Raw genomic sequence first — 20,024 nt, forward strand, 5'->3', positions numbered from 1 at the left:
GTCAGGCTCCTTAAGCTTCTGCTTCGAGTTCGACGTCGGCTTCCTGGGCTTGCTCTGTATCGACTCCCTCACGGAATCGAGCCAGATACGTGCCGAAACCCTCCGGACTCAGCCAGAACTGCAGCATGTTGGTCACGCCGTTGCTGGTCAGCGTGGCGCCGGACAACGCATCGATCTCGGTCTCGTCGTCGGCGCCCCCCTTGGTCAGGTGGATATCGGGGGTCAGATCCTCTTTGTCTTCGAAGATCTTCTTGCCTTCCCACTGGGCCTGCCAGCGCGGGTTATTCACCTCGGCCCCTAGCCCTGGGGTCTCGGCGTGTTCGTAGTAGGTGATGCCGACGATTGTGTTGCCATCGCCCTCCACCGACAGGAAGCCACGCATCAGCCCCCACAGCCCCTGGCCACGGATCGGCAGGATGATCTGATCCGGATCCTCGGCATCGCCGACCAGGTAGACGGTGGCATAGTTCTCGACGCGGCTCAGGCCGGCAATATCGCGGTCACCAGACAGGGTGCGCCCCGTGGCCGGATCGCGCGCGGCCTGGAAGTGGTCGAAGGTTTCCGGGTCGAACTCGTCGGTGTACTCCCCTGTACGCATGTCCACCACGCGTGGGGTTACCTCACCGAATGCCGCCTCCACGTCCATGCCTGGCTCGTACAGATTGGCCACGCTGAGGATGTTGGTCTTGCGATCGAGTTCCTGGTTGAGCTGTTGCTTGGAGCGCAGCGCCACCGCCGCGGTGGACACGATGACCGAACACACGATACAGAGTGCGAACGCCACCGTCAGGATCTTCTTGATGGAGTTATTGCTCTGTGCCATCAGGCAGTCTCCTCGGCCGGAACGCCGACTCGCTGAATGCGGCGTTTGATGTTGGCCTGAACAAAGAAGTGATCGATCAGCGGTGCGAACAGGTTAGCAAACAGGATCGCCAGCATGATGCCTTCGGGGAATGCCGGGTTGACCACGCGAATCAGCACGGTCATCACACCGATGAGGATGCCGAAGATCAAGCGCCCCGGGTTGGTCATGGAAGCGGAAACCGGATCGGTGGCCATGAACACCATGCCGAAGGCGAAGCCACCGACGACCAGATGCCAATACCATGGCATGGCGAACATCGGGTTGCTCTCGGAGCCGACCAGGTTGAACAACAGGCTGGTCCCCGCCATGCCGAGCAGACAGCCCAGCATGATTCGCCAGGAGGCGATCTTGGTCCACAGCAGCACTGCCGCACCGAGGAAGATGGCCAGCGTCGAGACCTCGCCAACCGAGCCCGGGAGGTAGCCGATGAAGGCGTCCCACCAGCTATACTGGGAACTCAGCGCCGCCATGCCGTCCTGGAAAGCGATGGAAAGCGGCGTCGCGCCGGTGTAGCCGTCGGCAGCCACCCATACCGCATCACCCGAGATCTGCGCCGGATAGGCGAAGTAGAGGAAGGCACGGCCGGTGAGGGCCGGATTGAGGAAGTTCTTGCCGGTACCGCCAAAAATTTCCTTGCCGATCACCACACCGAAGGTAATGCCCAGTGCCACCTGCCACAGCGGAATGGTAGCCGGCAGGATCAGGGCATAGAGCACGGAGGTGACGAAGAAGCCTTCGTTGACCTCATGGCCACGCTTGACGGCGAACAGTACCTCCCAGAACCCACCGACCACGAAGGTCACCAGATAGATCGGCAGGAAATAGGTGGCACCGAGCACGAAGTTGGCCCACAGGCTGTCAGGGTCGTGGCCGGAGGCGAGCACCATGAGAATTGCCTCACGCCAGCCGTCCATCGAAGCATAGCCGTCAGCGATGGCACTGTTGGCCAGCCAGCCGGCGTTCCACATGCCGAAGAACATGGCCGGGAAGGTGCACAGCCACACGGTGATCATAATGCGCTTGAGATCGATACCATCACGCACGTGCGCCGTGGTCTTGGTGACACTGGGCGGAGAGTAGAAGATGGTGTCGACCGCCTCGAAGAGCGGATACCACTTCTCGTACTTGCCACCCTTGTGGAAATGCGGCTCGAGATTGTCGAGTGTCTGTCGGATACCCATCATCAGGCCTCTTTCTCGATCATGGTGAGGTTGTCACGCAGGATGGGACCGTACTCGTACTTGCCCGGGCACACGTAGGTGCACAGTGCCAGGTCCTCTTCATCCAGCTCCAGACACCCAAGCTGCATGGCCGCCTCGATGTCACCGACGATCAGCGTACGCAACAGCTGGGTCGGCAGAATATCCAACGGCATCACTTCCTCGTAGACGCCCACCGGCACCATTGCCCGCTCGGAGCCGTTGGTTGAGGTATTGGGCGCGTAGTTGGAGAGCCCCTTGAACTTCGACAGATAGATGCCCAGCACCGAGTGACGGTTGTTGCCCGGAGACAGCCACCCCAGGAAGGCGCGCTTGTTGCCCTCTTCGATCAGGCTGAACTGGTTGTGGAAGCGGCCCAGGTAGCGCAGCCCACCTTCCGCGGTGAATCCGGAGAACACCGACCCGGAGATCACGCGGGTATCTTGGGGTTGGAGGATTTCTCCAGCCAACAGTTCCTCGGTGCTGGCACCGATTCGCGTGCGCAACAGACGCGGTTTCTCGGCACGCGGTCCGCCCACGGCGACGACCCGCGACATGTCGAGCCGCCCCTCGGCGAACAGCTTGCCGAAAGCGATCACGTCCTGATAGCCGATGTGCCAGACACGCTTGTGCAGGGCGACCGGAGAGAGGAAATGAATATGCGTACCGACCAGGCCAGCCGGATGCGGGCCGGCAAAGGTCTCTAGCTGCACGCCCGTTACGTCGCCGCCAGGAATCTTGGCGTCGGGAGCAGTACACAGGAAGACCTTGCCCTGGGTTAGACTCGACAGCACCTTGAGCCCATCCTCGAAGGCCTCGGGCTGCTCGTTGATGATGACGGCAGGGTCAGCGCTGAGCGGATGCGTGTCGATCGCGGTGACGAAGATGTCGGCCGGCTCGCTGTCGATCGCCGGGCTGCGCGAGTAGGGCCGGGTACGCAGTGCAGTCCACAGCCCCGACTCGACCAACTGGTCGACGACGCGCTGGCGATCCAGGGAGTCAAGCCCTTCACGCCCATGGGCCGTGAACTCGACCGCTTCCTCGTTTTCGTCGATCTGGATGACGACCGAGAGCAGCTTGCGCTTCTCGCCACGATGGATGGCGACGATTTCGCCCGCAGCCGGTGCCGTGAACCGCACACCGGGGTTCTTCTTGTCGGTAAAGAGGAGTTGGCCCAGTTTGACCTTGTCCCCCTCCCGGACCTCCATGGTCGGCTTCATGCCGACGTAGTCGGTGCCCAGGACAGCCACGTGACGCACGGGTCGCGCATCCTCGATGCGCGGCTCGGGCGTCCCCATGATGGGGAGATCCAGGCCTTTCTTGACTTCGATCATAGTCTCGCCCAGTTGATGGATCGGAAATGCGAAGGAAAGGGGTTCGAATGGATTCGAATTCTTGTTGAGTCAGTACGTTACCAGTCAGGCCCGAGGCATTCCGGGCCACCCCGAAAAAATCCACAGCATTATAAAGACAAGCGCGACCAAAGACCACACGGCCTAAGGTCGCAAAAGGGGGTAAAAAACCACGCTACGCCTGGCTTCGAAAGGGTTCAATAGGCGTTGAAATGCGTTCGTTTCAGGGGTTTTCGTGCGTCTGAAGGAACCGGGTCAGCGCCACGCTGGCGCCGCCCGGCATGACCGATAAGTGACGCGGGTCAGAGAATTCCGACCCGCGAGGTCGGGTTTGCCCGAGAAGCTCAGGCTTGGGCGCGCGGCAACTTGAGGAAGTGCACGTTGGAGATCTGCTGCAGGATGCGCACCACCTGACAGCTGTAGCCGAACTCGTTGTCATACCAGACGTAGAGCACCGCCTGCTTGCCGCTGGCAATGGTTGCCTTGGCGTCGACGATGCCGGCATGGCGATTGCCAACGAAATCGGACGACACCACCTCGGGCGAATCGACGAAGTCGATCTGCTTCTGGTAGGAGGAATCGATCGACATGCGACGCAGGTAGTCGTTGAGCGCCTCGGCATCGGTCTCGCGGCCCAGCGTCAGGTTGAGGATGGCCATGGAAACGTTGGGGATCGGCACGCGAATGGCGTTGCCGGTCAGCTTGCCGGAAAGCTCGGGCAGGGCCTTGGCCACCGCCTTGGCGGCGCCAGTCTCGGTCAGCACCATGTTGAGCGGTGCACTGCGGCCGCGTCGATCACCCTTGTGGTAATTGTCGATCAGGTTCTGATCGTTGGTGTAGGCATGCACCGTCTCCACGTGACCGCACTCGATACCGTACTCGTCGTTGAGCACCTTGAGCACCGGCACGATGGCATTGGTGGTACAGGAGGCCGCCGACAGAATGGTATCGTCCGCCGCGATGTCGCCATGGTTGATACCGAAGACGATGTTCTTGATATCGCCCTTGCCCGGTGCGGTGAGCAGTGCCTTTGACACGCCCTTGCACTCCAGGTGCTGACCCAGGCCTGCCTCGTCGCGCCAGATGCCGGTATTGTCGACTACCACGGCATTGTCGATGCCGTAGGCGGTGTAGTCGATGTCGCTCGGCTTATCGGCATAGATCACCTGGATCACGTTGCCATTGGCGGTGATGGTGCGGGCCTCGTAGTCGACACTGATGGTGCCGTCGAAGGGACCATGGACCGAATCCCGGCGCAGCAGGCTGGCACGTTTCTCCAGGTCCTTGGCGATATCGCCACGGCCACGTACCACGATGGCACGCAGACGCAGCAGGTTGCCGCCGCCGGCCTTCTCCACCAGCACCCGTGCCAGCAGACGACCGATGCGACCGAAGCCGTAGAGCACCACGTCCTTGGACTGGCCGTTATTGCCGTTGGGATCATGGGCATCGACGATTTCGGCGAGCTCATCACGCAGGAAAGCCTTGGCGTCGCCGCCGCCACGCTTCTTGAAGGCCACGCCAAGCTTGCCGACATCGACGTGAGCCGGCCCCAGGTTGAGCTCGATCATGGCCTGGACCAGCGGCAGGGTATCCTGCACCGAGAGCTCGGTGCCCTCGACCTTTCTGACGAAACGGTGGTCCTTCAGGATGCGGATCACCGAGCGGTTGAACAACGAGCGCCCATAGAGGGTGGTGACCACGTTGTTATGCCGGTAGAGGCTGCCGATGAGCGGGATCATCTGTTCGGCCAGGGCCTGATTGTCGTGCCATTCCTGGAAGACGTTCTCGAGGGGTTGCTGACTCACGTGAAGCCTCTCTGAAAATCGAAAATTCCGGTTTATTATCCCGTTCGCGTTTCGCTGGGGCAATCGCAGGATGGTCGCAGGCGCTGTAGGGGGATTACAGGAATCGCTGCTTGACTACAAGCGTCGCATCGGGCTGGTATGATCCCCCTTTGCTCCTGTTGCTGCTCTCAGCCAGGCATTGCGAACGGCCTGACGGCCGGCCCACACGACGACGGAACGCACGACGACATCATGCCCAAACTCTCGCCGCTCGATCCGCCCCACCCAACGGGGACTCGCGATACCCTTTACTGGCAAATGCCGCCGGGCAGCGCGGCTGCCCTGGCGCTGGCACATCTCGCCGACGATGCGCCACTGCTGGTCATCGCTCCCGACACCGCCAGCGCGCAGCGGCTGGAGAATGATCTGCGGTTCTATGCCCGCGTCCCCGTGCTGCCCTTCCCCGACTGGGAAACGCTGCCCTACGACAGCTTCTCGCCGCACCAGGACATCGTCTCTGAGCGGCTGCGCACCCTGCGTCGGCTGCAGAATGGTGAGCATGGCATCGTGCTGGTGCCGATCAACACCCTGATGCAGCGGTTGCCCCCAGTGGATTACATCGCCGGCCGCGTACTGACCTTGGAAGTTGGCATGCGGCTGGATCGCGAGGGCTTTCGCGAGAGCCTGTCGCGTGCCGGATATCGTGCCGTGGAGACGGTGTACGAGCCGGGCGAATACGCCTTGCGCGGGGCGCTGATCGATCTCTACCCCATGGGCAGCGAGAGTCCGTTGCGCATCGACCTGTTCGATGACGAAGTCGATACCCTGCGTCGCTTCGACCCCGACACCCAGCGCAGCCAGGACAAGGTCGAGCGGGTGGAGCTGCTGCCGGCACACGAGTACTCGCTGTCGCGCAGCGCCATCGCTTGCTTCCGCGAAGGCTTCGAGACCCTGTTCGACGTCGATCCGCGCCAGTGCCCGCTGTACCTCGATGCCTTGAAAGGCATCCCCTCCCCCGGCCTGGAACAGTACCTGCCGCTGTTCTTCGAGGAGACGGCGACGCTGTTCGACCACCTGGCCGAAGGAACACGCGTGGCCCTCCTGCCCGAGTCCTTTGCCGCCGCCGAGCACCACTGGCAGGCGATCGAGAGCCGTTATGAAAATCTTGGCGTCGATCCGACCCGGCCGCTGCTGCCCCCCCACCGGGCTTTCGTCCCCGTCGCCGAGGTCTTCGCCGCCATCAAGCGTCATCCACGCGTCGAGCTGACCGCCGACAGCCAGCATCCCCATGCCCTCGAGACGGCCTCGCGGCCCCTGCCGGAGGTGGCAATCAACGCCCGTGCCAAACAGCCGCTGGCCGCACTGCAGGGCTTCCTGACCGAACACGGCAGCACATGCGTGCTGTTCGTTGCCGAATCGCGCGGCCGCCGTGAGGCGCTGGAGGAGACCCTGGCACCGCTGCACTTGTCACTCCCTCATGCTGCTAGCTTCGATGCCTTCCGCCAGGGCGACTCACGCCTGGGCATTACCGAGGGCGAGGTCGGCAGCGGACTATGGCTGGAGCAACCCGACATTGCCGTCATTACCGAAACGGAGCTGTTCGGTGATGTCGTGCGCCAGAGTCGCCGCCGCGAGAAGGCGACCGACATGGGTGAATTGGCTATTCGCCACCTGGCAGAGCTGCGTCCAGGCGCCCCGGTGGTCCACCAGACCCATGGCGTCGGGCGCTATCGCGGTCTCGAACGCCTGGAGGCCGGCGGTCAGGCCGCGGAGTTCGTGTCCCTCGAATATGCCGACGGTGCCAAGCTTTACGTCCCGGTGGATAATCTGCACCTGATCTCGCGCTACGCCGGCGCCGACGATGAGTTGGCCCCCCTGCACCGACTAGGCTCGGATCAGTGGGACAAGGCGCGCCGCAAGGCGGCGGAGAAGATTCGCGACACCGCCGCCGAGCTGCTCGATGTCTATGCCCGGCGCGAGGCACGTGAAGGCTTTGCCTGCGTCACACCCGACGAGGAGTACGCCCGCTTCGCCGCCAGCTTCCCGTTCGAGGAGACCGCCGACCAGCGTGCTGCCATCAGCGCGGTGATCGGCGACATGACCGCACCCAAGCCAATGGATCGCGTTGTATGCGGCGATGTCGGCTTCGGCAAGACCGAGGTCGCCATGCGCGCTGCCTTCCTCGCCGTACATTCCGGTCGCCAGGTGGTGGTGCTGGTACCGACCACCCTGCTCGCCCGCCAGCACTACGAGAATTTCCGCGACCGCTTCGCCGACACCGCGGTGCAGATCGAGCTGGTGTCACGTTTCACTGCAGGCAAGGGCCAGGCGGAATCGCTCAAGCGCATCGAGAGCGGCCAGGCCGACATCGTGATCGGCACCCACAAGCTACTCTCGAAGTCGATGAAGCTGCCCAACATGGGACTGCTCATCATCGATGAAGAGCATCGCTTTGGCGTTGCACAAAAGGAGCGCCTGAAGGAACTGCGCGCCGAGGTCGACATTCTCACCCTCACCGCCACACCGATTCCACGCACGCTCAACATGGCCATGAGCGGCATCCGCGACCTGTCGATCATCGCCACGCCGCCGGCGCGGCGCCTGTCGGTGAAGACCTTCGTCCAGCAGCGCGACGAATCGACCCATCAAGGAGGCGATCCTGCGCGAGATCCTGCGTGGCGGACAGGTCTACTACCTGCACAACGAAGTCAGGACCATCGAGACCGCCGCCGATACCATTCGCCACCTGGTTCCCGAGGCACGTGTCGCGGTGGCCCATGGCCAGCTTCCCGAGCGCGCCCTCGAGCGGGTGATGTCGGACTTCTACCACAAGCGCTACAACGTGCTGGTCTGCTCCACCATCATCGAGACCGGCATCGACGTGCCCAGTGCCAACACCATCGTCATCGAGCGCGCCGACAAGTTCGGTCTGGCCCAGTTGCACCAGCTGCGAGGTCGAGTGGGCAGGAGCCACCATCAAGCCTACGCCTACCTGCTCGCTCCACCGCCGCGGGCGATGACCAAGGACGCCGTCAAGCGCCTGGAGGCGATCGGCGCCGCCGAGGACCTCGGCGCCGGGTTCACCCTGGCCAGCCACGACATGGAGATACGCGGTGCCGGCGAGCTGCTCGGCGAGGAGCAGAGCGGCCAGATGGAGGCCATCGGCTACACCCTCTACATGGAGATGCTCGATCGCGCCGTGGCCGCCATCCGCGCCGGCAAGACGCCCAACATAGAGGCACCGCTCAGCGATGGCATCGAGATCAGCCTCAACCTGCCGGCCCTGATCCCCGACGACTACCTGCCCGACGTCCAGCAGCGCCTGGTGATGTACAAGCGCATCGCCAGCGCCGCCGACGAGGCCGAGCTCAAGGAACTGCAGGTGGAGATGATCGATCGCTTCGGCCTGCTGCCGGCCGCGGTCAAGACGCTGATGCGCCAGACCCGCCTGCGCCAGCGCGCCGAGCGCCTTGGCATCGTGCGCCTGGAGGCCGGCACCGAGCGCGGCAGGGTAATTTTTGGCGGCCAGACCCGGGTCGACCCGCTGACGCTGGTCAAGATGATTCAGGCCGAACCGCAACGTTATCGGCTCGATGGCGCCGACACCCTGCGCTTCACTGACGAGATGGACAGCGCGGAGGCCCGCTTCCAGGCCGTGGAGCAACTGCTCGATGCCCTCAACCGCAAGGCCCAGGCCGCCTGACGAGGCGGCCCATCGCGCAATGACGCGCCGCTACTCCCGCCAGAGCCGGGAAGGCTATACTATGCGGTGTGTCGCATCGCAGCCTTGAACCAACCCGACGCCACCCCAGCGGCAGGCGTAGACCGTCACCAAGCGGACACTGCCTGTTCGGCAGGCACTGCCGGTGACCCTATGACGAGAACACGACGTAGATGAAGAACCCGACATTGACCAGACGCATCGGTCTTGGCGTTGCCCTGTTCGGTCTTGCCGCCCTGCTGGCGACCACGACCCTTGCCGAGGAGGAAAGCGCCGACAGCTCCGGTGAGCTGCCCCGTGGCCACTTCCACCTGCCCGACGAGGGCAACGTGATCGGCGAGGCCTATACCGTGACCGTCGAGGAGGGCGAGACCCTGCTCGATATCGGGCGCCGCCACAACGTGGGCTACGAGGGGATGCGCATGGCCAACCCCGAGGTCAGCATCTGGGCGCCCCGCCCCGGCACCGAGGTGGTGATCCCGGCCCAGTACATCCTCCCGGACGCACCGCGGGAAGGCATCGTCGTCAACCTCTCGGAGCTGCGCCTGTATTACTACTCGCGCCCCGGCATCGTCGAGACGTATCCCATCAGCATCGGTCGGGATGGCTTCGCCACGCCCGTGGGCGTGACCCGTACCACCGTCAAGGTCAAGGACCCTCACTGGTCGCCCCCGCGTTCCATGCGTGAGGAAGCCGCCGCTCGCGGCGAGCCCCCCCCCGCCGTGGTACCGCCAGGCCCTGACAACCCGCTGGGTCGTCACGCCATCCTGCTCGGACTGCCGAGCTACCTGATCCACGGCACCAACCGCCCCGACGGCGTCGGCATGCGTGCCAGCCGCGGCTGCATCCGCATGTTCCCCGAGGACATCGAGTCGCTCTACGAGCGCGTGCCCAGTGGTACGCAAGTCAACATCATCGACCAGCCGTTCAAGGTCGCCTGGTCGGCGGACGGCGTGCTCTATGCGCAGTCGTTCCCTCTGCTAGAAGAGAACGTGGGCACCTTCGAGCCAATCCTCAACGCCATGGAGATCGTGGCTGACGCCTTCGGAGAGGAGCCCGCACCGATCGATTACGCCCAGTTGCGCCAGGTCGTCGAGCAGCCCAACGGTCGCCTGGTATCCCTGCTCCGGGTCGCCGAGGAAGAGCCTGCCCCGGAAGATCGGCAAGAAACACTGGACGAGGGGCTGTTCTCGGAACTCGAGATCAGCCAGCAGACGGGGCTGTTTTCGGAGCTGGAAGTCAGCCACCTCTAATCTTACTGCACCGGCACCGGCTCGCTGGTGCCGGAACGGGCCATTCCAGAACGAGAAAACCCCGCCGAGGCGGGGTTTTCTCGTTGCAGAACCGCCACGCCCGAGGGCGATGCGGCGCTCAGCAGAATTACTTCTGCATGGAGCGCTGGAACATGCGGTTCATTTCCTCGCGGTTCTGCTCGGACATCTGCAGAGCCGCCTGGGCGTCACGCTGAGCCTGGTTGGCGGTGTTCTGAGCCTGAGTGGCGATGCTGCGAGCTTCTGCAGCGTCGGCCTGAGCAGCTTCAGCAGTCTGGCGAACTTCGTCCAGAGCGGCATTGCTGGCACAACCTGCCAGGATGGCCATGGAAGCGGCGGCGGCGGTCAGCTTCAGGGTGGTCTTCAGAGTCATGATGTTCTCCTTGAGTCTTCCTTGGTACTGCACACGTTAGTACAGCGGCGTTGATGTTGCCTGTGATCCAGGCTCCCCTGCTCAATGCAGGATTCTTGCAGCGACTGCTGCCAAGCACAGGAGTCAAACGCTGTTTTATAATACCAGACGGCGCTTGTCCATAGCTCGAAACGTCCCTTGCGTATCTAGAGCCTAGCGGATGACGACGCGAGTGCCAATGTCGATTAGCTCGGAAAGCCTTTCGATCTGTTCGTCGGTCACCGCCACGCATCCCTGAGTCCAGTGATAGCTGGCATGAACCTCTGGGTCCCCTCTACCGACGCCATGGATTCCGATGAAGCCTCCCAGTACGGTTTGCTGCGGCGGATACCCGTGGTGGCGATAGTAGGCGAAATAATCTGCGTAATCCTGCTCCGTGTAAAGCCCTGATTCCAACGCCATGCGCGCATGAGAGGGTGTAGGGTAGTCCAGACCGATGAAAACGTGCCAGTCGCTCTCCCAGTTGAACCGATTGACGCGAAATTCACCCTTCGGGGTTTTATTGTCTCCCTGTGTTCGCATGATGCTCGCCCCGGAACGACCCAACGAGATGGGAGCGAAGCGCTCGAGGAGCAAATTACCACGATAGAGGCTCAGCGAAGCTTCACTGTCATCGACGAGCACCCAGATCTCATCGGCATGGCGAGGCAGATGGGCACGCGTCAGCAATGTCTCGATCAGATTGGCCCGGCCTTCATCAGCCATCAGCAGAGTGAAGGGTGCCAGCAGGGCAAGCTGGCCGAAGCGACGACGGGATACGTATTTCATCGACTCCTCACTCGGGCGGAACGGCAGGTGACAGACGCTTTATAACGTATCGCTTGACGACTGTCAGTTCACTTAACGTAACCAGGCTCGTCAGGCGGCGCCAGAGGAAACTGGCCCCCTTTTTTCAAGCTCGCTAGACGCTTGCGCACCAATATTAAGGCCGATCCCAGGCCAGACAAAAGCCTGCCGCTCAAGCCGAAAGAATGGCCCCCATGCGAAACACTTCCCGCAGGCTGGTGACGCCCGCCTCGGCCTTGGCGAGACCATCCGCCAGCATCAGGTCGACACCGCGTTCGAGCAGGCCACGGCGCAGCTCCGACTCATCCGCATGGCGCAGGATGCGGGCATGATCCTCAGGAGCGAGCTGCCAGATCTCGAACACACCGATGCGTCCGCGAAAGCCAAGACCATCACATTGCGGACACCCCTTGGCGCGCCAGGCCAGCGCTGGTGGCGTCCTGCCTATCGCTTCCAGCCATTCTTGGTCATGTCGCTCCGGCGGCGCCTGCTCGCGACAGTGCGGACACAGTCTGCGCACCAGCCTCTGGGCAATAACCAGGCCGAGATTGGCACTGATCTCACTGTCGGCCAGACCAAGTTGTCGCATTGAGGTCACCACCCCCACGGCGTCGCGGCTGTGCAGCGTGCCCATCAGCGAGCGGCCGCTACTGGTCACGCTCAGGGCAGCAAGTGCTGACTCGCGGTCGCGCACTTCCCCGATGAGCACGTAGTCAGGATCCAGCCGCAAGAGCGAGCGCGTGCCGCTGGCGAAATCCAGGCCATGGTCGAGGTCGACCTGGATCTGGTTGATGCCGGGGATGCTATACTCGACCGGATTCTCCAGCGTGATCACGTGGCTATCGGTCAGCTGCAGCTGGCCCAGCAGGGTGTAGAGCGTGGTGGTCTTGCCCGCACCGGTGGGCCCGGCTACCAGCAGCATACTGCCCGTGGCGTCCATCCAGCGCCGGATGCCCAACGCGCCCTCCTCGCCGATCCCCAGCTCCACGACATCATCGAAGGTCTGCGGCGGCGCCAGGAAGCGAATCGCCAACTTCTCCCCCGCCGTGCAGTGCACCGCCGTAACGCGCAGATGAACCTCTTGCTCGCCGTCCTGCTTGCGCGACCAATGGAAGCCCCCCTCGGCGGTGACGAGAGATGGCACGGGGTTGAGCTTGGCCAACACCTTGAACTGATTCACCAGACGCGCGCCCTGAACCACATCGACCCGCAACGCATCGACGACACGCCCATCGATACGCAGGCGGACGCGATAGTGCTCATGGTCGGGATCGAGATGTACGTCGGTAGCCCTGGCACGCAGCGCATCGCCGAGGAGAGCGAACGCTTCGAGCGTCGCCCCTCCCATCGACTGCCCCACTTCCTTCTGCGCTGACAATGCGGGCAACAAGTGCTGCTTGTAGAACGCCTCGGACACGGTCTGCTCCTCCCTGACGGACCCTGGCACAGAAGCGGCGAGACTCGGCCGCTGAAAGCAGTCTAGCTCAAGTGCATCACGTCGCAGCGCCAAAGCACAGTGCCCCCGACAGGCACGCCTGTCGGGGGCACTCGCCGCAGCCGCGCATGCGGCCCTTTCCGGCTATCGTGCTAGGGGCGGTGCTCCACGGTGAAGATGCTCTGCAGCTTGTGCTTCTTCCCGTAGATATGCACCGTGGTCTCCGGGAACGGATAGTGATCCAGGTATTCGCTGGCGGCGTTGCATCGGGGCTTGTGCGCATAAATCATGGCCGCAGCCAGGCGTTCACGGTTTGCATGGCCACACAAACCCATGGAGTACCAGAGTTCCTCGCCGGGCTGCAGGAAAGCGCGCCATTTTTCATTGTCGGGATGGTGCTGAAGGGCGTACCGCACGTTGCGATGCTCACCCACGTAGAGCAGCTGCTGGACCTCCATGACGTTGGTCTCGGGATCCGTCGCTGCACGAAAGACACAGTAGATACCGGAGTCATCCGGCACATCACGCAGCGACCCGTCGTTCCAGTACCCGAGCATCTCTGGAGAGAGTAGGTCGTTCGAGATGGAGCTCAACATGAATCTTTCCGACATGGCGATCTCCTTGATCGTGGGTTCTATCTGCAGTTTGGCACATAAACTCAATAGTCTTCGAGCCTCTGCATATCACGTACGAGGCGTCGCACCTCTCCCTCATGCCCCTTGGCCAAGGCCTCGAAGAATTCCCGCTCATGGACGCCACCGGCCAGGTCGGCCCGATGGGCATAAAGGTCCTGAAGCGTCCTGTGTGCGGTCAGCGCCGTGGCCAGCACGCTCTGCACGCTCTTGCCTTCGACGCCTTCCGGCAAGCGCTCGAGGACCGGGGGGTGGGGAAAGTCGTTGGGATCGTCGAACCAGGTGCCGAGCACGCCGTCATGATCACTGCCATCATTGAGGTAGCCCTGCAGGTCGGCTTGCAGCTTGCGCTCCCGCTCTACCAGGTATTCCAGCGCCATCCGTACCCGTTCATCGTTACCCGTCGCGGCCAGACGGGAATAGTGGTCAGCCAGTCGAGCATGGTAGTCCGACGCCCACTCGACCAGTTCCTTGACTTGATGAAAGCGCATGTGAGCCCCCGATGGCACTCAGCCAGCCCCGATGACCGGCTGCTTGCTTTCATCCTAGCCGTTGCCCGCCATTACCACTTGATCGACATCAACCAAAGGCGATTGGCGGAATGATGCAACAGGCGTAGTGTCCGGAGGGGCTACCACTCCTCGCTGGTTTCACGCAGCGCGGCGATCTCACGCTTGGCCTCGCGCAGGCAATCGCGCAGCTCATCACCCAACGCCGCGCTGCTGCCCACCGCGATCAGCCCAGACGGGGAGGGGCTACGTCGGCGCGCCACGCCGGCAGAGTCATGCAACGCCTCGATGCGCTGCAACAACCAGCCGAGCCAGCTTTCCGGACGAGCCGCCAGCTCCCGTAGCCGGTGCAGCTCGGCAATGCCCGCCCCTTCGCTGCCGAGCAGTTCACGCCAGTCGTTCCGCTCGAGCCGGGCATGCTCGGTCACCTCGCGCAGCAGCGACTCCAGCGCCAGCTCGATCAACGCCAGCGCCGCCTCCTCGCTTGCCATGCGTCGCGCCTCGGCGTGCTCGTCATCGCCGAAGGCCACATCCAGGATCAGCTCGGCCTGGTAGAGCAACTGGTTGGTTCGGGCTCTCGGGGTCACTTGCGCTTATCCTCTACATGCCACCTACCCTTATCGTAGATGGCCCGCCAGCCGGTCGCCTTGCCCTCCTCCTCTGTCATCACGAACTGCTCCTTGCTCTTGCGCGAGTAGCGAATCTGGGCCGGGCGGCCTTCCGGATCCTCGCTGGGCGCCTCGAGCAGATAGCGGTACTTGTCGGGTAGCTCCTGGGCGTGAGCCTTGAGTTCGCTCACCAGCGGAGGGCGAGTCTCCCGGTTGCGCGGGAACTTGCTCGCCGCCAGGAACAGGCCGCTGGCCCCATCGCGCAGGACATAGTGGTCGTCAACCTTCTGGCAGGCCAGCTCCGGCATCGGGATCGGATCCATCTTGGGTGGCGCCACCTCACCGCTGCGCAGCAGCTTGCGGGTGTTCTTGCATGCCTCATTGGTACAGCCGAAATACTTGCCGAAGCGACCCGACTTGAGCTGCATCTCGCTGCCACACTTGTCGCACTCGATGGTGGGTCCTTCGTAACCCTTGATGCGGAACTTGCCGTGTTCGATCTCGTAGCCGTCGCAGTCGGGGCTATTGCCACAGATGTGCAGTTTGCGGCTCTCGTCGATCAGGTAGCTGTCCATCGCCGTGCCGCACTTAGGACAACGGTGCTTGGCGCGCAAGGCCTGTGTCTCTGCTTCCTCGCCAGCATCGGCGGGTACCGCCTCGTCACCGGGCAACAGGTCGATAGTGGTCTTGCAGCGCTCCTTGGGAGGCAGATTGTAGCCGGAGCAGCCCAGGAATACCCCGGTGGACGCCGTGCGGATCTGCATCTTGCGGCCACAGGTGGGACAGTCGATGTCGGTGGGTACCGGCTGGTTGGGGCGCATGCCTTCATCGCTCTCGGCCGATTCCAGTTCCTCGCGGAATTCGGCGTAGAAAGCGTCAAGCAATTCGCGCCAGTTGCGCTCGCCCTCGGCCACCTCGTCGAGACTGTCCTCCATGCGCGCGGTGAAGGAGTAGTCCATGAGGTCGGGGAATGACTCCTTGAGCCGCTCGGTGACGATGTCGCCGAGCTTTTCGGCATAGAAGCGCCGACTCTCCAGCTTGACGTAGCCGCGGTCCTGAATCGTGGAAATGATCGAGGCGTAGGTCGATGGGCGCCCGATCCCACGCTTCTCCAGTTCCTTGACCAGGCTCGCCTCGGTATAGCGTGCCGGCGGCTTGGTGAAGTGCTGCTGGGGGTCGAGCGCCTCGAGCCGCATGGGCGTGCCCTCGGCGAGGTCTGGCAGCGCCTGGTCCTCGTTCTTGCCGGCCGGTTTCAGCACCCGAGTGTAACCGTCGAACTTGAGCACCCGTCCCTTGGCCTTGAGTTCGTAGCCGTCGGCCTCGACGGTCAGGGTGCTGGATAGGTACTCCGCCGGCGTCATCTGACAGGCCACGAACTGGCGCCAGATCAAGTCATAGAGGCGTTCGGCGTCGCGTTCCATACCCGCCAGGTCGCCCGCCTGGAGACCGACATCCGATGGCCGGATGGCCTCGTGCGCCTCCTGCGCCCCCTCCTTGCTCGAATAACGATTGGGAGACTCAGGCAGATAGCGCTGGCCGTATGCCTGCTCGATGTGCTCACGCGCCATGGCCACCGCATCCTGAGACAGGTTGGTGGAGTCGGTGCGCATGTAGGTGATGTAGCCCGCCTCGTAGAGACGCTGGGCCAGGGTCATGGTCTTCTTCACCGAGAAACCGAGGCGACCGCTCGCGGCCTGCTGCAGGGTCGAGGTGATGAAGGGCGCATTGGGCTTCGAGCGGGTGGGCTTGTCCTCGCGCGCGGTAATGGCGAGAGATGCCTTGCGCAACGCCTCGATGCGCTCCAGCGTCTCGGCCTCGGAGGTGGGTCGGAACGGCTTGCCGTCCTGGCGCGCCAGTTCGAAGCGCACCGGTTCGCCCTGGTCGGAGACGAGATCGGCATGCACGTCCCAGAACTCCTCGGGGACGAAGGCGCGAATTTCGCGCTCGCGCTCGACGATCAGACGTACCGCCACCGACTGCACGCGACCGGCCGAAAGCCCGCGAGCAATCTTGGCCCACAGCAGCGGTGAGAGCATGAAGCCCACCACCCGGTCGAGAAAACGACGCGCCTGCTGTGCCTCGACGCGGGGGATGTTGAGCGTGCCGGGCTCTTTGAACGCCTCCTTGATGGCATTCTTGGTGATCTCGTTGAACACTACACGGCGGTAGCGTTCATCGTCGCCACCGATGGTCTCCTTGAGGTGCCAGGCGATGGCCTCCCCCTCGCGGTCGAGATCGGTGGCGAGATAGACGGCGTCCGCCTTCTCGGCAAGCTTCTGCAGCTCGGCCACCACTTTCTCCTTGCCGGGCAGAATCTCGTAGTGCGCCTTCCAGCCATGTTCGGGATCGATCCCCATGCGCCGGATGAGCTGCTCCTTGGACTTGTGCTTCTTGTACTCCGCTTTTTCCTCGGGCGACATCTTGCGCGTCGCCGCCGCCTGGCGGGCACGCTCCTTGGGATCGGAAGCCGCCTTGCCCGAGCCGCTGGTCGGCAGGTCACGAATATGACCCACGCTCGACTTCACGACGAATTCGCTGCCGAGATACTTGTTGATCGTCTTGGCCTTGGCCGGCGACTCGACGATGACCAATGACTTGCCCATAGCGCTCCACATTCTGCACGGCGGGGTTCTGCAGCCCGCCTGAACGGTTCCGTCCCGCCGGTAACTCGGCGGTGATGGTGAAAAATCCGCTTACCCTACCCCAGCAACCCATTTCACGCTAGTCGCTTCCGCATGGCGGCAGTAAAGCAGCAATGAGAAAGAAGCATCAAGTCGGTCATGCCTCGCCGCGACCTCACGCCGCCAAACGACCAGCGCCCCTGCCACGATGGGCAGGGGCGCTCGGTACAGCACGCGCCGTGTTGCTCAGCGCTTGCGCGTCCTGCGCGGCGCTGCCTTTCTTGTAGTCGTTCGACCCGTGGCATCGCCGGAGCGGCCCTGCTCCTCGGGATCGACGGATCGCGCTGTCGAGCGGCTGGCCGCCGTCTTGGCCGACGCCGCTGGGTCATTGGTCTCGAGCAGCTTGCTGACTTCATTCCGGGCAGTGGCTTCGGCCTTGGCGCCTATCGCCACCTCGTCGTGAAGTTCGGTCAGCGCCTGACGATGCAGTTCAGGATCGACCCGCTCGAGTGCCTCGCCGAAGAGTTGCTGGATGTGCTCGTAGCGCTTCCTGGCATGTTCTGAGAGCTCACCGCTGGCCGCCAGAACATGGTCGATGTGTTCTAGAGATGCGCGAATCGTTTCGCCCCGCTCCTCGGCGAGCAGCTGGGGAATCGCTGCCAGCGCTGCATCACGGTCGAGCTTGAGGATGAAGAACTGCTCACGCACCAGGTGCTTGAAGTCCGACAGGCTGCTGGCCGGCTCCAGCTCGGCGCGCGAGGCGCGCAGGCGCTTGAAGTTGCGTTCATCCGTGGTGGGAGCTCCACCCAGCACGTGGATGACGGAGCGCATCACCGCCTCGTGTATGCCGCCCTCTGCCACCCGCTGGCGCAGTTCGTCCTGACGCCGCTCGAGGAAACGGCGATGCTCAGGCTCGCTGCCGGGCTGACGGCGGTGCACGTGGGCGTCCCCCCCCAGGCCGACCATGGCCTGCAACAGGGGCTGGCCGTATAGCGTGAGGAAAAGATGCTCGATGCTCTGGTCGCGTATCTCGCGCCAGGTGTCGAGGCCATGGGAGATTTGCTGCGACGCCGCCAGCTCGAGGGTGCGCAGCAGGTTGTCTTCACCGACCGGATGGCGGTCATGTCGCACCCAGTCGGCTAATACCGGCAGCGGTACCGACAGCGGGTTGCGGTCGGAGAGCAGCTTGTAGCCCAGCCGGATGGGATGCATGCGGCGGATCAGACGTGCCGCCTCGGGGGTGTTTACCGCACGAATCCAGGGTTGCAGAAAGAGCCGGTAGAGTCCCAGATTGATTTCCGAGAGGCGCGCCACGGTAGCGAAACGCCTGTCATCGTCTTCGCGATGATGCAGCACGTCCCGGTTTAATCCCTCGATGGAACGGGCCTTGAACTCGAGCAGATAGTCACGCTCGAGCAACTCGGCATCGTCCCGCTCCTTGGCACTGGTCACCGTGGTCTCGTAAAGGCCCGGCGGCAGCACGTCGATGTAATCGATGTTGGCGGTGAATTCGGCGTGCTCCTTGCGCGACACACTCCCCGACACGAAGATCCCCAGGTGCCCGGTGGTGTCATGGACGCAGTAGACGATGGTCTGCTCGCTGGCGATGATGTCATCGGTATCTTCATAGAGATCCCGCACCCAGCCCAGCGCCTGAGGAGGCGGGGTGATGTCGTCGCCCTGGGAGCAGAACACGACCACCGGCGAGCGTACGTTACGCAGGTCGATGCGGCGGCCGTCCGAGGTCACTAGTTGTGCAGTTGAGAGCCGATTGCCGACGAACAGATTATCGACAATGTACTGGATCTCCTCTCCGCCCAGGACTACGTGACCGCCCCACCAGCGCTCGAAATTGAGATAGCGCTCGGCCTCGGTATCAACGTTGGCATACAGGCGATACTGCTTGTCCCACCAGGTATTGGCAGGGTTCAGACGCTCGAAGTTTTGCACCAGCAGGGCACCATCGAACAGGCCGTCTCCCAGGTCGCTGGCCAGTGTCGTCATCCAGCTGCCGCCGGTCATGCCGCCGGTATAGCGCATCGGCGCCTTGCCCCGCTCGCCGGCCCAGTAGGAGAGCGGCGCCCCGGCGATCAGGATCGGGCCGAAGCAGTCGGGCTCGAGGGAGGCGGCCATCATGATCTGCCAGCCCGCCTGACAGTTGCCGACGACCATCGGCTTCTCGCAGGACTCCGGATGGAGTTCGATGACTCGACGCAGGAAAGTGATTTCCGCCTCCACCACGTCCTCCACCGTCTGGCCAGGCTCGGGATAAGGCAGAAAACCGATGAAATAGCAGGGGTGGCCAGCGCGCAGGGCGACACCGATCTCGCTGTCGGGCTTGAACCCACCGATACCAGGCCCATGCCCGGCCCGTGGGTCGACCACCACGAAGGGCCGCGCCTGGAGATCGACCTCGACGTCAGCCGGCGGCAGAATGCGCATCAATTCGTAGTTGACCGGCCGCGACAGATCGCGCCCGTCCATCACCACCTCGGCGTCGAAACCCAGCACATTGGGCTTGGTCTTCTCGATATGCTCGAGATACTGGTTGCCACGCTCGCGCATCACGTCCATGTACAACACGCTGCGCTCGACGGCGTCCCGCCAGTAATCGAAGGCGGCACGACCGAAACCGAACGGATCCAGAAAGCTGAGAATTTCTGTCGGGGGTGTCGGCAAGGGTGCGTTCATGTTCGGCTCCTGATGTCTCCGCTAACGGAACGTGGTCAACGGGAGGAGAAAAGATGCTGCAATGCAGCAAGCATAGTACGCCCTGTGCGATTGCAATGCAGCCGTTTTGTCGATTTTTTGTGACTGGGTCGTGGG

13 protein-coding genes and 1 pseudogene are annotated in these 20,024 nt (G+C 63.1%); 2 read left to right on the top strand and 12 right to left on the bottom strand.

The features are described from left to right. Positions 1-10 precede the first annotated feature (10 nt). The 4 genes from HNO53_RS13370 to HNO53_RS13385 all read right to left on the bottom strand — a co-directional run bounded on the left by HNO53_RS13370 (position 11) and on the right by HNO53_RS13385 (position 5,224). Positions 11-823, bottom strand: a complete 813-nt coding sequence (locus tag HNO53_RS13370; RefSeq protein ID WP_209472842.1) for a Na(+)-translocating NADH-quinone reductase subunit C — start codon at positions 821-823, stop codon at positions 11-13. Continuing rightward, the gene (locus tag HNO53_RS13375) at positions 823-2,049 is read right to left on the bottom strand and encodes an NADH:ubiquinone reductase (Na(+)-transporting) subunit B (protein ID WP_209472844.1); all 1,227 of its coding nucleotides are present in this window, start codon (positions 2,047-2,049) and stop codon (positions 823-825) included. Before HNO53_RS13375 ends, HNO53_RS13370 begins: the two co-directional genes overlap by 1 nt. Next, positions 2,049-3,398, bottom strand: a complete 1,350-nt coding sequence (locus HNO53_RS13380) for a Na(+)-translocating NADH-quinone reductase subunit A (RefSeq protein WP_209472846.1) — start codon at positions 3,396-3,398, stop codon at positions 2,049-2,051. Before HNO53_RS13380 ends, HNO53_RS13375 begins: the two co-directional genes overlap by 1 nt. Positions 3,399-3,760: 362 nt before the next feature. Then, complete coding sequence (locus tag HNO53_RS13385) at positions 3,761-5,224, bottom strand: glyceraldehyde-3-phosphate dehydrogenase (RefSeq protein ID WP_209472849.1); 1,464 nt, start codon at positions 5,222-5,224, stop codon at positions 3,761-3,763. Positions 5,225-5,455: 231 nt separating this feature from the next. Between HNO53_RS13385 and mfd the strand changes: the two are divergent. Then, positions 5,456-8,906, top strand: a pseudogene (gene mfd / locus HNO53_RS13390) (transcription-repair coupling factor). 191 nt (positions 8,907-9,097) lie between these two features. Beyond that, positions 9,098-10,177, top strand: a complete 1,080-nt coding sequence (locus HNO53_RS13395; protein WP_209472852.1) for a L,D-transpeptidase family protein — start codon at positions 9,098-9,100, stop codon at positions 10,175-10,177. A 127-nt stretch (positions 10,178-10,304) separates the two neighbouring features. Here HNO53_RS13395 and HNO53_RS13400 read toward each other — a convergent pair whose 3' ends face one another. From HNO53_RS13400 to HNO53_RS13435, 8 genes are all read right to left on the bottom strand, one after another. Further along, positions 10,305-10,568 (bottom strand): Lpp/OprI family alanine-zipper lipoprotein, encoded by a 264-nt coding sequence (locus tag HNO53_RS13400; protein WP_167110963.1) that lies wholly within the window; start codon positions 10,566-10,568, stop codon positions 10,305-10,307. A 192-nt stretch (positions 10,569-10,760) separates the two neighbouring features. After that, positions 10,761-11,375: a L,D-transpeptidase family protein gene (locus HNO53_RS13405; RefSeq protein ID WP_209472854.1), complete on the bottom strand. Its 615-nt coding sequence runs from the start codon at positions 11,373-11,375 to the stop codon at positions 10,761-10,763. Between the two features lie 190 nt (positions 11,376-11,565). Next, positions 11,566-12,810: a GspE/PulE family protein gene (locus HNO53_RS13410; protein WP_209472856.1), complete on the bottom strand. Its 1,245-nt coding sequence runs from the start codon at positions 12,808-12,810 to the stop codon at positions 11,566-11,568. Positions 12,811-12,980: 170 nt separating this feature from the next. Further along, positions 12,981-13,439, bottom strand: coding sequence for a GIY-YIG nuclease family protein (locus HNO53_RS13415; protein ID WP_209472858.1), 459 nt, complete (start codon positions 13,437-13,439; stop codon positions 12,981-12,983). A 47-nt stretch (positions 13,440-13,486) separates the two neighbouring features. Continuing rightward, complete coding sequence (locus HNO53_RS13420; RefSeq protein WP_209472860.1) at positions 13,487-13,951, bottom strand: ferritin family protein; 465 nt, start codon at positions 13,949-13,951, stop codon at positions 13,487-13,489. Positions 13,952-14,091: 140 nt separating this feature from the next. After that, entirely contained in the window at positions 14,092-14,556 is a 465-nt protein-coding gene (locus HNO53_RS13425) for a DUF6586 family protein (RefSeq protein ID WP_209472863.1), read from the bottom strand. After that, positions 14,553-17,180, bottom strand: a complete 2,628-nt coding sequence (gene topA / locus HNO53_RS13430; RefSeq protein WP_209472865.1) for a type I DNA topoisomerase — start codon at positions 17,178-17,180, stop codon at positions 14,553-14,555. Before topA ends, HNO53_RS13425 begins: the two co-directional genes overlap by 4 nt. Positions 17,181-17,444: 264 nt before the next feature. Then, a complete protein-coding gene (locus tag HNO53_RS13435; protein WP_242597423.1) occupies positions 17,445-19,889 on the bottom strand; it encodes a DUF3141 domain-containing protein in 2,445 nt (814 codons plus the stop codon). Positions 19,890-20,024 lie beyond the last annotated feature (135 nt).

Origin of the sequence: Billgrantia antri (assembly GCF_017868935.1) — a bacterium.
GTDB classification, from domain to species: domain Bacteria; phylum Pseudomonadota; class Gammaproteobacteria; order Pseudomonadales; family Halomonadaceae; genus Halomonas; species Halomonas antri.